This window comes from Puniceicoccus vermicola (assembly GCF_014230055.1).
GTDB classification, from domain to species: Bacteria; Verrucomicrobiota; Verrucomicrobiia; order Opitutales; family Puniceicoccaceae; genus Puniceicoccus; species Puniceicoccus vermicola.
Genome location: NZ_JACHVA010000086.1, coordinates 65421 through 79557 on the forward strand (window position 1 = coordinate 65421; position 14137 = coordinate 79557).

Below are 14137 nucleotides of genomic sequence, written 5' to 3' on the forward strand. Positions count from 1 at the left end.
CGATTTCCAGAAATGCACCTCTCGGGATGGCCGAGCGGGTAGGATCAGAGACCGTCCTCGCGCAAGGCCGCGTAATTTTTCTTGTCGCTGTCGGCGATGAGTTCTTGCCACACGGAAACGGAAAAGCCGGATTCGCCCAAATCGGCAAGGTCTTCATCATAATGGAAGGAGTAGTTTCCATTCATCGTAATCCGATCGGCAACGATTGCCCCGAATACGGATGCGACGCTGCCACCTCCCTTGAGGTCCACATTCGAATCTGGGGCATAAATCACTCCGTAGAGTGTGCCAGCCCCGTGCATCTTGACTTCACCGACATTGTTGCCGACCGCATAAATCTGTAACGAGGAAGGCTCGGAACCTTCGTTGACGATCCCGTTTCCTCCCACGTTCATATCATCTTTAATGTAGATCTCTACGGAGCTGTCCGGATCGATGATCAACTCACCCTTGATGTCCGTCTCCCCGTCTACGACGATCGTGACGTCTCCATAGACCGTGACAGTACTCCCGTTTCCGATATTCAGGGAGGAGAGGTTATATCGGCTCGTATTCCCAGGAGAACCGATCGAACCCCCAGAGAATGTGGTTTGCGCGCCATACATGCTGGGAGCGGTTATCTCGGGGAAATCGGCATAAAAGTCGTAGGAAACGCGACCTGAATCCACATCGACTCCGGCCTCGGTATCCTCACCCCGAATCGAACCGTTCGGGCCGATATCCGGTTCTCCGCCTCCGGTGGCGACGTAGCCCCAAATCTCGGCGTTATTAATTTCCACAATACCGGAAACAATGCTAGTGCTTGCGACGGTGGCCTTGTCGCCGCGATTCAGAGTGCTGTGATAGCTTCCCTTGTAGGAAGAATAGCTGTCTACCGAAATTTTGCTGCCATTTAAGACGATTCCGTTTTTACTCGTCAGTCCGTTGGCAAAGAGTCCCCGCTTATTCAATTCGACTATAATTTGGCGACTGATTTGCGGGGTTGCGGTGTTGTCTGCCAAACCTTCCGCAAAGATAACAATGGGACGAGCAGACGGGTCGGTGATCACCTGAACTTTGCGATTATGGGCGATATGAAACGTCCGGGAATAATTGCCAGTGGATTCCAGATTCCAGCCATTCCAATTTCCGGTATTGTAGGAGTAGATCGCGTTCTCGACTCCTGCTTCCGCAAGATTCAGCGCTTGGAATGCCATCAGGAGCTCCCGACTGTATCGGTAATCTTGATAAGCCGTGCGCAGGTAGGTGGCCGCCAGTCCGCTGACGAGGACTCCGACAATGAGAGCGGCTAAGACCGCCGATCCGCTTCTACTGTTAGTTGCTGACCTCATGGTTACGCATCATAAATCGAGCCGTGACAATATCGTCACTGGTGGTCAGCGAGAGAATTGGACGCTTCATCCGTGCCTGAAGCTGAACATGCTTCACCTCAACCGGGCGGGACGTGGAGGCCTGCCTTAGGGTGTAGTAGGAGAATTTGCAGTCGGTCACATTCCCGAGGATGGTCATGGCCTCAGCGTTCTTGGTCCGGGAAACCGTTTCGTTCTCGGAGTCATACTCATAGGTAATTGAATTTCCACCCAAATCGGTGAGCATTAATTTGGTTTCGTCCGCAATCGAGATGTCATCTGCGGCGCGAACATCGCGGCCCAAGTAGGTCAGCATCTTTCGGGACTGACTATTCATTTCTGAATAGGAGATGACACTCTCCGAACCCTTACCGAGCAGTGAAATCGCTGCATAGGCCCCGATGAGTCCGAAGGTGAGGATCGCTACCGCAATGAGCAGCTCCACCAAGGTGAAACCTGAAGGAGATCTGTTGGCTTCAGAACGCACGGACAAAATAATCGTTCAGCCCATCTTTGGTATAGACGGTATCAAAATGGGCGGATTTATAGTTTGAGCTGTGTGGGTTGGGCCAATACGCCCAGCACCGAATGAATTTCTGTTCCGAATTCTGCTCCCATATTTGCAGAACCCCAATAAAGTCATCCATATGATCGGGGGCATAGCTGGGATCGGCAAAAAATAGTGACCACTGTGGCATAGACTCCAAGTCTCCCCAATTCTTCGTCCGGAGCTCCTCCATTTTGCTTTCGGCAAATTGAGTGGCGCGGAGGGTATCGCGACTGTTTTTAGCAAACCGAAGCCCCATAATATAGGCTCCGAAGCCTGAACCCAGAACCATCATGAGCAGGGTCATCCCAACGGCGACTTCGACTAAAGTGTAGCCCTTTTTGTTCGTAGCTGCCTGTGGGGTTCTCATTGCTAAGATCAAGGTAAAGAGGTACTTGCGAAATGTCATACCCAGAGAACCAATTCGAAGGGGATTTACGAAAATTTATCGGTTCTCGGACGCTATAGGAGCAATTCTGACATGACTTGGTCGGAAGGGGGAGCTGCAGAAGCCGACTGATGAGTCGGCAGAAATCGGATTCGTTCTTCTGACTAGATCTTCGCCATGACGACTCCATGCTGCGGTTTGCAGTAAGTTTCCTTCAAACAAAAGATGGAAACCAAGAGAGCGATGAGGCAAAGGATCGGAATGTAGGTCAGCGCGTAACGGAAATTTTCCGCGTCAAAGTTCGTCGAGCTCTTGTTTTGAAGAGTCAGTGTGACCAGAAATCCGAAAACGATGGGATTGACCGTATCGAAGAGCAGCATGAGTCCATTGTTTAGACCCATGGATGTTGCGCTCAGCCGTTCTGATACCTTCTCAACGATCATGGCAAAACCGACATTCTGGGCGCCTCCGGCAAAACCGATCATGAAGAAGATCGTTCCGAAGAGGAGAAAACCACCACTTTGGAAAAACTGTAGCGAAGCTGTGGCGAGCAAGGCGACAATGGCTAAACCTATGAGGACGATTTTACGCCGTTTTAAACAGTCGGAAATTAGGCCCGAAACGGGACATCCGATCGCATAGCCGATCCAGAGAACCGAAGCCGCATCCCCAGCGAGTTCATCACTCAATCCCTTGGCTTCGAGGACGTTTTCGCCCCACATCGCTCCCAAGGTGGCGATGGAGGTGTAAATCAAAGCGGAATAAAGAGCGACACACCATGCCTGGCGATTGCTCAGCAGCGTGAGCACCTGCTCCTTCAAAGGGGTTTTCGGCAAGAGAAATTGAATCTCATGGGGGTTGTCGGGTTTCTTTCCGCGGACAAAAAGGAGACTGAGTAGGGTCAAGCCAAAGCCCAACAGTCCGCTGACGGCGATGATGGTTCGCCAAGTCATATTCGCATCGTCCAGCAAAGCCACCAAAGGCCCTCCGGCGAAAATCGGCCCCAAGGTGCCAACAAACTGAGAGAGACCGGCGAAGAAGCCGAAATACTTCCGGGGAAACCATTCCCGAACAATCACCAGCAGGGTGATGAAAGCGAAGGAGGAGCCGAAGCCCATCAGCATTCTTGCACTGAGCCCCATCCAGAATCCTTGGGAAACTGCAAAGAGAATCGCGGAGCCCGCACAGATGGCAGTCGAAATGACCATCGTCAGCTTCACGCCGAGGCGATCGACAATAATCCCGACGGGGATCTGCATGAGCCCGTACGTCAAATAATAGCACGAGCCGAGGATTGAAAACGTCTCCGCATTGAGCCCCAGTGATTTCATCACCGGAGTTTCGACGCTCGACAGAACCGTCCTCAGAAAGAACTCATAAAGAAAGAAACCAGCCGCGATCGTCCAAATAAAAACTCCGACGAGGCGAATCCGATCCGAACCACCCGGGGCTCCGGTAGAAACTGCACCACTCACTGGAAAGGTCCTTAAGAGGAGGTTTTCTCGGAAATTTCCCCGAAGGTTCCCGAGGTCGTTTCGCCGGAAGAAGAGGTTGCGGCTTCGCCAGCGGAGATGGGCAGCTCGCCAACCCATTTCTGTAGACGATCGGCCACGTCATCGAGTTCTTTGAAGGTGGCGATGCGGAAGAGAAAGTCTCCTTCAAAGACCAGCGGCATATCGTTGGTCCCGACGATGACTCCATCGACTGGAGACTTCACCTTAACCTCCTGAAAGCTCCCAAGTGGCTCGGAGATGATAGCGAGAATATCACCCCTGTTCACGCGGTCTCCCAAGCGAACCTGTGGATGAGCGATCCCGCTCTTGGTCGCGTGGACCCAGTCACTCGCTTCCGAGAGGATGGGGGAGTGCGCCTCCTTGACTCGTCCTCTTTCCGGTTCCGGTAACATTTTGAGACGCCGTAGTAGTCCGAGAATGCCCCGCTTTCCGAGCCGGATCGCGTGAGGATTGAAACGCATCGCCTCACCAGCGCGGTACATGAGCATCGGAATGCCCGCTTCTTTGGCGCATGCCTGGAGGCTGCCTTCCTCTGGCTCAATGTCGACAGATACCGATACTGGAAAGCTCTGCGAGAGTTCGCGATTTGCCGGATTCGAAAAATCCGCATGAGTGTGGGGCAGGAAGTTGTGGTTTATATTCCCAGAGCTAAGCTCCAAACAAACGTCACAACTTTTAAAGAGGTTCTCGTAGAAAAGATTCGCCGTACGCTGCGTGTAATTACCGTCTGGAGACCCGGGGAAATTCCCTTCGAGAGTATGGCCGTCGGGCAGGGTGCTGCTGCGGTTCAGCATGCCAAATACATTGAGGACTGGAACAATAATAAGCGTACCGTGAAGCTTCTCGAGCAGGGGCATGCCGACCAGTTGCTTCAGGATTTCCATCCCGTTGAACTCGTCACCGCGCATGGTTGCAAAGGCGAGCACCGTTGGGCCCGCCTGCTTCCCATTGATCACCTTGACTGGCATGTAGAGAGGGGCATATCCGAGCATCTCCGGCAGAGGAAGTCCCAGCGATGCCGTCTCTCCCGGACTGATTGTCGCTTCAAAAAGTGAAAATTTGCTGTTCTTGCCTTCTTGGGTCTTGGCAATGAGGGAGTCCAGTTTGCTCATGAGTAGTCGTCTATTTAGATGTCATTGTCCTGTGAAGGGCAGCGGTTGGAAATGACCACGGGAACCGGTTGGGCTCCAAACAAATGGCCATTCCGGTACCACCCGGAGGACGTGACCCTAGGGCTCCTAAAGTGGACAATGCAAGGGGTAATCCCGAGAAACCGGAGAGCTCCCGATTTCAAAACCCTCAGAGGATCATGGACTTCCGGGTATTTTCCTGTGCCCTTTGGGGCAATTCGGGGCTCATGCGATTTCCTGGGAATTGTCGCTTAGGGAGCTTTACTCGGGCGCTCCCGCGGCGATAGTGGATTCAGGCTCGCTGAAAGAGAACGAGTGACCATTCGCCATCCCTACGAATGGTTGGGTTTAGTTTTTCGCCCCAAATTTTATTGGCTGCGGCCTGAAAAACTTCTGCAACCTTCTCCGCTTCATGAGCCAGGATGCCGCTCAAAGCCAACCATCCGGATTCGCGAACTCCGTTCACCAGCTCCTCGGCGTAGATGTTGAGGATGTTCGACTGAATATTGGCCAGCAGTAAGTCGCAGGTCCGATCTGTCATCCCTTCTTCGATACCGGCTTCGACAATCGAAAGACCTTTTTCCTCGGAGTTGGCTTCGGCGTTTTCCCGCGTGACCCGAACGGCTTCGGGGTCGTTGTCAAAGGCATGCACATCGGCAAAGCCCAGCTTCACGGCAGAGAGTGCGAGGATTCCACTTCCGCAACCGGCATCGATGACCGAACCGCCAGAACCCTTTTCCTTTTCGAATTCGACCAGAGCCTGCGCGCAGAGGCGGGTGGTTTCATGGCTTCCGGTTCCGAACGCGAGTCCGGAATCGAGATATACCACCGCGGAATCGTCTGGGGACTCAAAGGTTTCGCGTTCCCACTCGGGCACCCACTGCAATCGTCCGTAGGACCAAGGCCGGAGGTGGTGCTTGTAGGACTCCATCCAATCTTCATCGCGGACGGTCTCGCAAGTCGGGTCCTCTGGGAGGTCCGAAAATTCCTGTCTCAGTTCCGCCCATGCGTCACGCCCGATCTCCTCATCCTCGAAGTAACCATGGAGAGTCACCTCGTCTTCGGGGCGGGGGTGGACAATTGACCAGGGCGAGAGGGCCTCACAGAAGAAGTCTTCGAGAGGCTGAACCAGGTCGGGTAAGATGGATGCGCTGAGCTTAATCATGGATGATCGGAATCGATTTGAACTAAAAGGCTTCTTTGATTTTTCGGATTAGCTCCGTAGTGCTAAAGCCCTCCAGAAAGGGTAGGAAGTGAATGGACGTGCCGTTCTCCTCGAGAGCTTCGCGCTCCTCGGGGTTCAGGCTTTCCAAGGTGTAATCGCCAGCCTTCGCGTAGACTTCCGGCCGGAGGAGGCGGATCTCATCGGTGAGACGGGGATTGGGAAAGACAAAGACCTCCGACACGGATCGCAGGGATTTGAGGGCGTAGGTACGCTCTCGTTCCCCGAGAACCGGGCGGGAAGGACCTTTGAGGGAGCGAACGCTTTCGTCCCCGTTGATCCCGATCCACAGTTCGTCGCCCAACTCTGCGGCTTCAGCGAGATAGGAAATGTGGCCGGGATGGAGGAGATCGAAGCAGCCGTTCGTGAGGACCAGTGCCTTCCCCTCCGCGCGCAAGGTTTCCCTTCGCTCGAGAAGATCGCGCGCAGAGACCGGATCGGGGAGGGCGCTGCTCACGGTACTCCTACTTAAAGATGCCCTTGAAGAAGCCGCCTCCGGAAGAGGAATCGGTTTCGTCGCCACAGGCCTTGGCAAAAGCTTCGAGAGCGGTCCGCTCCTCGCTGTTCAGCTTTTTCGGAACATCGATGGCGACCTTGACCATTTGGTCTCCGGTCCCGGAACCTCGCAGGTGTGGCATGCCCTTTCCCTTGAGGCGGAAGGTGGTGCCACTCTGGGTGCCCGGTGGAACCTTGATCGATCCTTTCCCCGTGAGTGTAGGAACTTCGAGAGTGCCCCCCAGTGCCGCCAGAGTGAAGGGGATCTTCAGGTCTAAATACAGGTTGTCGTTCCGGCGTTCAAAGAGCTTGTGCTCCTTGACGTGGACGACGATGTAAAGGTCTCCCGAATGCCCACCGCGGATACCTGCTTCGCCTTTTCCGCCGGAGCGTAGGCGCGAACCCGTATCGACACCGGCTGGAATCTTGATCTTCAGGTTGCTGGTTTCCGTGACTCGTCCATCGCCACTGCACTTGGTGCAAGGGTTCTCGATCACCTGACCGGCACCCCCGCAGGTCGGGCAAACCTGGCGGAAACTGATGAAACCGCGCGAGGAGCTGACTTGACCGGCACCGCCACAAGTCGGGCAGGTTTTGCGACCCGATCCCGGCTCGGCGCCTTCGCCCTTACAATTGGAGCAGGTGACCGGACGCCGATAACGGATTTCCTTTTCCACGCCCGAGGCTGCTTCTTCGAGTGAGATCTCGAGGTCGAAGCGAAGATCCGCTCCGTCTTGGCCAGCATCGGCTCCTCCGCCTCCGCCACCACCTCCGAAAAACTCTTCGAAGATGCCGCCACCGCCGCCGCCCGCACGGGCGCCGCCACCGCTGAATACTTCGCGGAAGATGTCGAAGGGATCGTGGAACCCGCCGGCACCTCCGGCAGACCGGCCTGCGCCGCCCATGCCGCCCTGCGTAAAGGCTGCGTGACCGTAACGATCATAAGCGGCCTTCTTTTCCGGGTCCTTCAAAACCTCATAGGCTTCGGAAATTTCCTTAAACTTTGCTTCGGCGTCCGCGTCGCCCGGATTCTTGTCCGGGTGCCACTTGACCGCCATCTTGCGGTAAGCCTTTTTGAGTTCGTCAGCCGATGCGTTCTTATCGACCCCGAGCAATTCGTAATAGTCTTCTTTCGCCATGGATGATTCCGCTTAGGATTCTTCTTTTTCCTCGGATGGGGGGCCGCTGGAGACTACGACCGAAGCCGCACGCAATAGACGCTTCTTGAGGCGATAACCCAAGCGAACGGTCTGGATCACTTCACCTTCCGGCACCTCTTCGTGTGCTTGGTGAGACATGCAGTCGTGCAGATTGGGATCAAAAGTCTTGCCCGTGGGCTCTTCTTCCTGAAGCCCGTAGGACTCGAGAGTCTTCTTGAGCTGGTCGGCTACCATGCGGAAACCATAGGCTACGTCTTTCGCCTCCGGATGGTTGTCCGCTGCCTGAAGTCCGAGACGCAAGTTGTCCATGGCGGGGAGAAGATCCTCCACAACCGAAGCGATGGCGACATCGCGCAACTCCTCGCGCTCTTTGGCGGCCCGGCGCCGAAAGTTCTCCAAATCCGCCACGGTGCGCAAGTAGCGTTCTTGGTTGGCCTTGGCGGTTTCTTCGGCTTCGTTCAGCTTCTTGAGAAGCTCACCGGTCTCCGACTGCTCCTCCGTTTCCTCGGGCTGGCTTTCTGCAGCTTCGGTAGAGGTTTCTTCCTCAACCACTTCCGGCTCCTCCGCGGTCTCTGCGGACTTGTCTTCGAATTCTTCCTGTTTGTTGGTCGTCATATGTGAAAGGTACAAAATTGTGTAAACCGACCAATTTGGACAAGGTTGCCCCGGACTTCAACCCTGCAAGCGGGAAGAATTCGAGGAAACCCTGTCGAAGTGAGCAAAAAGAGGGGTTGGCGGGGAGATCGGACGCCCATTCCCAGCTCGGCTAGCGGTGAGAGGTCTCCATCAACACTCGGGTTTCGCTCCGGTCCCGGCCAGGTGGCAGTCCGAACGCTCGCCGATATTCGCGGGTGAATTGGGAGACGCTTTCGTAGCCGACATCAAAAGCAGCGCTGCTGGCGAGGGCTCCTTCGGCGGTGATTAGCCTCCGCGCCTCAATCAAACGAAGCTGTTTCTGAAATTGGAGAGGAGAGAGGGAGGTCACACTGCGAAAGTGCTGGTGAAATGAAGAAGGACTCATCCCGGCGATAGCAGCAAGGTCGGTTACGGGGAGGACCTTCTTATAGTTGGCCCGGATCACTCGAATCGCGCGGGAAACCCGTTGGGCGTGACCGTCTGGCCAGCCCAGTCGCCGAATTGCCGCTCCATGTCGGCCGGCCAGTAGCCAGTAGTGCAGCTCCCGAATGATCGGTCCGTGTAGAATTGGGATCGCCTGCGGTTGGTCGAGCAATCGCATGAGGCGCACGGCGACCTCCGCTACCTGCGAGTCGGTTCTCTCGACGTGCAGCCCGTTGGAATCGCTGGCGGTGGATTCCTCCATCTGAACCGTCAATTCGGCGAGTAGGGGGAGGTCGAGGTGAATGACGATTGCCGTGTAAGGGACTCCGGTCACCTGGCTGACCGCGGGGACATCCATGGAGACGAGTAGGGATTGGCCGGACGAAAACTCATAAGTTTTGTCGCCCCAAGTCACTTTCTTGCTTCCTTGTAGAACCAGACAGATCAAAGGTTCGTAGATGATGTGGTTCAGGACGCCCGTGCGTTCCGAGCGAAAGGTCGAAAGCCCGGGAACCGGAGTCATGGCTTCTCCATCGATCCCACCCTGGTCTTCCAGGTAGCGACTCACGAGCCCCAATAAAATATCGTCCATAGGGGAAAACTCTACCGCCTTTGCATCCCTCCGCAACTCGTCTGGAGTTTTAGGCAAGCGAACGCGAGGTCTGGGTAAAGACAGGAATCTCCCATTCGGCTACAATCCTACCCTCACTCAAAACAACAAGAAATCACAGCAAGGAGAAACCGAATGTCTACAATATCACTCATTACAGGCGGCAGCCGAGGACTGGGCCGAAACGCAGCGATCCACATCGCACGCAACGGCGGAGATGTCGTAATTACCTACCGCAGCAAGACGGAGGAGGCCGAGGCCGTCGTCGCGGAGATTCAGGCAATGGGACAAAAAACAGTCGCACTCCAGTTGGATGCGGGAAAGACCGAAACCTTCGCTGCATTTAGGGAGCAATTGAAGACCGCTCTGCAAGAGACCTGGAACCGCGATTCCTTCGATCATCTGGTCAATAACGCAGGTCACGGGATGACCGCTCCATTCGCGCAGACGACGGAGGAGCAGTTCGACACGCTTATGAATGTTCATTTCAAAGGAGTCTATTTTCTGACGCAGAGTCTTCTCCCTATCCTCGTCGATGGAGGGCGTATCCTCAATGTCTCCTCGGGGCTGACTCGCTTCTCATTTCCCGGCTACTCAGCCTACGCCGCAATGAAAGGAGCCGTTGAAGTGCTTACCCGCTACCTGGCCAAGGAGCTAGGGAGTCGCGGAATCACCGTCAACACGGTAGCCCCCGGGGCGATCGAGACGGATTTCAATGGAGGAGCGGTGCGCGATACGGACGACCTGAATCAGAAGATCGCTGAAATCACGGCCCTGGGACGAGTCGGCGTGCCCGACGATATCGGTCCGATGATCGCCAGCCTCTTGACTCCGGACAATCGATGGGTCAACGCCCAACGAATCGAAGTCTCCGGCGGACAAGCGATCTAGGAAGAGTTTCCGCCGAGACGGTCCTCAATGGCTTCTTCGAGGATTTGAACCGTCCGCTCGACGGAGCCGCAATTCTCCCGGTGCCAGGCCTGTGATTGAGAGGACAGTTTCGAGCGCAGTTCCGGATCGAGGGCGAGTCGGAGAATCTCTTCTTCGGCTTCGTCCTCATCCTCGACGCGAATGGCGCCGCCTTTTTCTTCGAGTCCGCGGCAGGCGGCTTTGAAGTTGCTCATCTGGGGGCCATAGACCATCGGGATGCCGTAGGCACCGGCTTCGATGGGAGTTTGGCCGCCTTCGTGCGGCGGAAGACTTTTTCCGATAAAGGCCAGATCGGCGAGGGCGGTGAACATCCGGAGTTCGCCAGTCGTATCGGCCAAGTAAATCGGGCAATCCGGATCACAGGGGCCTTGGCTGCTGCGGACGGTAACCGTCAGCTCCTCGAGCTCGATCGCTTCCAATACGTCCTGTCGGCGTTCGGCGTGACGGGGGACGAGGACTAGACGCGCGGGAATCCCTTTGTCGCGAATTCGTTTGATCACCCGGCAAAGCATGTCTTCCTCGCCCGGCCAAGTGGAGGACCCGAGAAGGATCAATTCCGGCTCTTCTCCGTCGCGGCAGAGACCGAGGGCCGAGAGCGCTTCCCGGCGTTCCTCTCCGTCGGGTTTGGGAGGGAAATCGACGTCGAACTTGAGATTGCCCGCGACTTCGACGGGGACGGATTGAGTCAACTGCCGAAACCGGGCTGCGTCCTCATCGGAGGCCGCGGCGATGCGCTCCAGACGACCAAAGACAAGCTTCTTGAGAAAACCCGCCTTGCGGTAGCGCCGGAAGGAGCGGTCGGAAAGCCGGGCATTGACCAGGAGGACCGGAACCTTGCGATCCTTTGCCTGCTGCAGGTGCTCGGGCCACAATTCACCCTCCATCAGGACGCAGAGGTCCGGCCGAAAACGGTTCCAGACCCGGTGGCTGATCGGCCAAAAATCGATTGGGAAATAGGCGATGAGGTCCGCCTCAGCTACCTTCTCTTTCGCCAATTGATAGCCAGTGCTCGTGGTCGTTGTCAGGATGATCCGGGCGGTTGGCTGATTTCGCCGCAGAGCGCGAATCACCGGCTCAATGGCTAGGACCTCGCCAACGCTGACGGCTTGCAGCCAGAGAGTGGGACCGGATCGATAGGGATCCGGCTTTGGGACGAAGCCAAACCGATCGCCGAATCGCTCGCCGTATCCTCCCCGTCTCAGCATCCGCCCGAGGTAGTAGGGCAGGCCGACCAGAAAGAGGAGAGGGAAGAGCAGCCGATAGAACCAAATCACAGCAGGGGGCCTTTCCCGATGGCTGCCTTCACTTGCGCAAGGGCAGCCCGCGGATCAGTCGAGGTCCGCGAGAACCTTGCGAATGAGGTCCTGGGTCGGCTTTGAGATCGGTGCCAGCGGCAGACGAACTTCCGGGCTGGAGATCATTCCTTTCTCCGCGAGGGCGAACTTCACCGGCACCGGATTTGGCTCGACGAAAAGAGTGCTAAAGAGGGGAGCAAATTTCTCGAAGATCTCCCGGGCGCGGGCTGGATTCGTGTTGGCAGCGGAAACCATTTCCCTCAAGGGGGAAACGTAGAGGTTCGAGGCGACACTGATCACGCCCGTAGCCCCAAAGGACATGAAGGGTGGGGTGAGGGCATCGTCACCGCTCATGACTGCGAAATCAGAGCCCAACTTTTGGACTAGCTCGGTCACGCGATCACAGGAACCGCCGGCTTCCTTCATTCCGCAGATCTGAGGATACTTTTCGTAAAGCCGTGCGACCGTATCCACACCGATCTCGATTCCGCAACGGGATGGGATCGAGTAGAGAATGATGGGGAGCTCGGTGGCTTCAGCAATCGCCGAGAAATGGAGAAAAAGGCCTTCTTGATTCGGCTTGTTGTAATAGGGTGCAACGAGCAGCAGCGCGTCGGCTCCGGCCTTTTCGGCTTCCTGGGAAAGCTCGAGGGCCTCTGTCGTCGAGTTCGACCCGGTGCCCGCGATGACGGGCGTACGCCCCTTGGCCAGCTCACCGACACGGCGGATGACTCCGATGTGCTCATCATGGTTCAACGTCGGTGACTCCCCGGTGGTGCCAACAGCCACCAGACCGTCGACGCCTTCCTCCATCTGCGACAAAACCAGCCGCTCGAGGTCGTCCCAAGCCACTTCTCCGTCGCGCATCGGGGTCGCCAATGCAGTTTGCACTCCCTTGAAAATCGAAATTCCTGCGGTCATTGCGATATGGTCTATGAGCCAATCCGCCTCCCTGTCACGTTGAAAAGGGGAAGGAAGTTGCCGTGGCCCGGAATTTCTCCCTCAAGGACGAAATGAATGAGCTCCCGAACTCAACTCCTCGAGAAAGTCGTGAGACGATAGAGTCGGCGAAATGATCGTCGCGAGTCGGAGCGCGGAATTCATTCCGCCCCGTTAGATTGGCTGCGCATGAAAAGATTCCCTCAGAATCAAAGGCAAAAGGCCTGAGTGTCATGCTGGGCGGAACGAATTCCACGCTCCCCTGTTCTTGCGTTTTCGAGTCCGTCCAGAGCCATAGGCTTGTGTGTAAGGATATGCTCGCAGGGGAGGGGGGGATCCCGCGGACGCGGGATGGGGTGGTTCCCATTCCATACAACCTCTTAAACTAGTGCCATTCACGCTATCCGCCCTGTGCCTCCCCGAGAGACTAGCTCCCATGGGAAACCCATTCTCGGATGCTACGGCAAATCAACACCGGCCCCCGGGCAGAACAGAGCCCATCCGAAAAGCCATTTTCTGGGTGGTGAAATTGCCTCAAAATTGGGGCAGCACTTCCGACTCCCAACCCCCATTCCGATACATTGCCTCGACGCTCAGATAATGCCGCCTTCATTTTACACAATGGAGTCTCGCCCAATCGGAGAAATCAATCTCCCCCAGTCGGATCTGAAACTTGGGTAGACCAATCATGATATTGAACTATAAATACCTCAATAGTTAGAATAATATTCCATAAGAACGTAAGCCGCTCTGCTCCGAAACCATCTTGACCCCGTCAATGAGGGGTGCAATATTCAGACTGAAGTATTAAGATGTTCTGAAAAATGGGAATTGAATCTTGGCTCTTCTTTCTTGCCTGTTTCTCCGGGGTCGCAGCTATCTTGTTTGTTCAAGGAATTATCTCGCCTATGCTCCGAGCCAAAAAATGGGGCGTTAAGATTTCGACCAAGGAAATTCTGAAGTTGCGCCACTGGTGTCCAGTTAAGGACGATTCGAGAGTTCCTATCTTGTTCACAACGAGTGCTTAATGGATAAAAAGGCATGTGACGCATTTGAACGTGCTGGCCGACCGTGGTCGAGTTCATTCTCAATAAGGGATGAACTCCGGACGCCTGATTTTCACCCAGATCACCGATCTCATCCATCGCGAACAGTTCAACCGCTGCATGTTGCTGCACCCGATGCCAAGGGCGAGTAAAAGTATGACCGCTCGCGACCAGTTTCTCGCCATGGCCTTCGCCCAGATGACCTTCAGGGAGAGTCTGCGCGATATCGAAGCGTGCCTGGACGGTTGCGCTCATTGCTACGCGATGGGTATTCGCGGGAAGATCGTCCGGACCAATCTCGCCTACGCGAACGAGAATCGGGATTGGCGCGTCTACGAAGCTCTCGGCCAAATACTGATTCGCAAAGCCCGCCGATTGTATGTCGAAGATTCCAACGGATTGGACATCGAGGAGATGGTTTACGCGCTCGATGCCTCGACCATCGACTTGTGC

At 55.6% G+C, this 14137-nt stretch carries 14 protein-coding genes; 2 read left to right on the forward strand and 12 right to left on the reverse strand.

Annotated features, from left to right (window positions below; translation table 11 throughout):
* Window positions 1-44 precede the first annotated feature (44 nt).
* From H5P30_RS11330 to H5P30_RS11375, 10 genes are all read right to left on the reverse strand, one after another.
* Window positions 45-1331, reverse strand: coding sequence for a DUF7305 domain-containing protein (locus H5P30_RS11330; protein WP_185693056.1), 1287 nt, complete (start codon window positions 1329-1331; stop codon window positions 45-47).
* Window positions 1315-1836: a prepilin-type N-terminal cleavage/methylation domain-containing protein gene (locus tag H5P30_RS11335; protein WP_185693057.1), complete on the reverse strand. Its 522-nt coding sequence runs from the start codon at window positions 1834-1836 to the stop codon at window positions 1315-1317. The genes H5P30_RS11330 and H5P30_RS11335 overlap by 17 nt, the downstream gene beginning before the upstream one ends.
* The gene (locus H5P30_RS11340; RefSeq protein WP_185693058.1) at window positions 1826-2305 is read right to left on the reverse strand and encodes a type IV pilus modification PilV family protein; all 480 of its coding nucleotides are present in this window, start codon (window positions 2303-2305) and stop codon (window positions 1826-1828) included. The genes H5P30_RS11335 and H5P30_RS11340 overlap by 11 nt, the downstream gene beginning before the upstream one ends.
* Before the next feature lie 143 nt (window positions 2306-2448).
* On the reverse strand, window positions 2449-3759 hold the full coding sequence (locus H5P30_RS11345; protein WP_185693059.1) for an MFS transporter: 1311 nt from the start codon (window positions 3757-3759) through the stop codon (window positions 2449-2451).
* Window positions 3760-3770: 11 nt separating this feature from the next.
* Window positions 3771-4910, reverse strand: coding sequence for a succinylglutamate desuccinylase/aspartoacylase family protein (locus H5P30_RS11350; protein ID WP_185693060.1), 1140 nt, complete (start codon window positions 4908-4910; stop codon window positions 3771-3773).
* A 310-nt stretch (window positions 4911-5220) separates the two neighbouring features.
* Complete coding sequence (locus H5P30_RS11355; protein ID WP_185693061.1) at window positions 5221-6093, reverse strand: 50S ribosomal protein L11 methyltransferase; 873 nt, start codon at window positions 6091-6093, stop codon at window positions 5221-5223.
* 22 nt (window positions 6094-6115) lie between these two features.
* Complete coding sequence (locus H5P30_RS11360; RefSeq protein ID WP_221774347.1) at window positions 6116-6607, reverse strand: adenylyltransferase/cytidyltransferase family protein; 492 nt, start codon at window positions 6605-6607, stop codon at window positions 6116-6118.
* A 7-nt stretch (window positions 6608-6614) separates the two neighbouring features.
* Complete coding sequence (gene dnaJ, locus H5P30_RS11365; RefSeq protein WP_185693062.1) at window positions 6615-7784, reverse strand: molecular chaperone DnaJ; 1170 nt, start codon at window positions 7782-7784, stop codon at window positions 6615-6617.
* A 12-nt stretch (window positions 7785-7796) separates the two neighbouring features.
* Window positions 7797-8420, reverse strand: a complete 624-nt coding sequence (locus H5P30_RS11370; RefSeq protein ID WP_185693063.1) for a nucleotide exchange factor GrpE — start codon at window positions 8418-8420, stop codon at window positions 7797-7799.
* Between the two features lie 151 nt (window positions 8421-8571).
* On the reverse strand, window positions 8572-9456 hold the full coding sequence (locus H5P30_RS11375; protein ID WP_185693064.1) for an AraC family transcriptional regulator: 885 nt from the start codon (window positions 9454-9456) through the stop codon (window positions 8572-8574).
* Window positions 9457-9609: 153 nt separating this feature from the next.
* Here H5P30_RS11375 and H5P30_RS11380 point away from each other — a divergent pair, with 153 nt between their 5' ends.
* Entirely contained in the window at window positions 9610-10365 is a 756-nt protein-coding gene (locus H5P30_RS11380) for an SDR family NAD(P)-dependent oxidoreductase (protein WP_185693065.1), read from the forward strand.
* Here H5P30_RS11380 and H5P30_RS11385 read toward each other — a convergent pair.
* Window positions 10362-11678: a glycosyltransferase N-terminal domain-containing protein gene (locus tag H5P30_RS11385; RefSeq protein WP_185693066.1), complete on the reverse strand. Its 1317-nt coding sequence runs from the start codon at window positions 11676-11678 to the stop codon at window positions 10362-10364. The two genes, H5P30_RS11380 and H5P30_RS11385, sit on opposite strands and share 4 nt — an antisense overlap.
* A 54-nt stretch (window positions 11679-11732) precedes the next feature.
* Entirely contained in the window at window positions 11733-12620 is an 888-nt protein-coding gene (gene dapA, locus H5P30_RS11390) for a 4-hydroxy-tetrahydrodipicolinate synthase (protein WP_185693067.1), read from the reverse strand.
* 1115 nt (window positions 12621-13735) lie between these two features.
* Here dapA and H5P30_RS11395 point away from each other — a divergent pair.
* Window positions 13736-14137: DUF4372 domain-containing protein (locus H5P30_RS11395; protein WP_185692431.1), on the forward strand; the 402-nt coding region annotated here is incomplete at its 3' end.

Excerpts from the sequence above, each read along its gene's own strand:
- H5P30_RS11330 (WP_185693056.1), bottom strand. The coding sequence starts at position 1,331 with ATGAGGTCAGCAACTAACAGTAGAAGCGGATCGGCGGTCTTAGCCGCT.
- H5P30_RS11340 (WP_185693058.1), bottom strand. The coding sequence starts at position 2,305 with ATGACATTTCGCAAGTACCTCTTTACCTTGATCTTAGCAATGAGAACC.
- H5P30_RS11350 (WP_185693060.1), bottom strand. The coding sequence starts at position 4,910 with ATGAGCAAACTGGACTCCCTCATTGCCAAGACCCAAGAAGGCAAGAAC.
- H5P30_RS11355 (WP_185693061.1), bottom strand. The coding sequence starts at position 6,093 with ATGATTAAGCTCAGCGCATCCATCTTACCCGACCTGGTTCAGCCTCTC.
- dnaJ (WP_185693062.1), bottom strand. The coding sequence starts at position 7,784 with ATGGCGAAAGAAGACTATTACGAATTGCTCGGGGTCGATAAGAACGCA.
- H5P30_RS11370 (WP_185693063.1), bottom strand. The coding sequence starts at position 8,420 with ATGACGACCAACAAACAGGAAGAATTCGAAGACAAGTCCGCAGAGACC.
- H5P30_RS11375 (WP_185693064.1), bottom strand. The coding sequence starts at position 9,456 with ATGGACGATATTTTATTGGGGCTCGTGAGTCGCTACCTGGAAGACCAG.
- H5P30_RS11380 (WP_185693065.1), top strand. The coding sequence starts at position 9,610 with ATGTCTACAATATCACTCATTACAGGCGGCAGCCGAGGACTGGGCCGA.
- dapA (WP_185693067.1), bottom strand. The coding sequence starts at position 12,620 with ATGACCGCAGGAATTTCGATTTTCAAGGGAGTGCAAACTGCATTGGCG.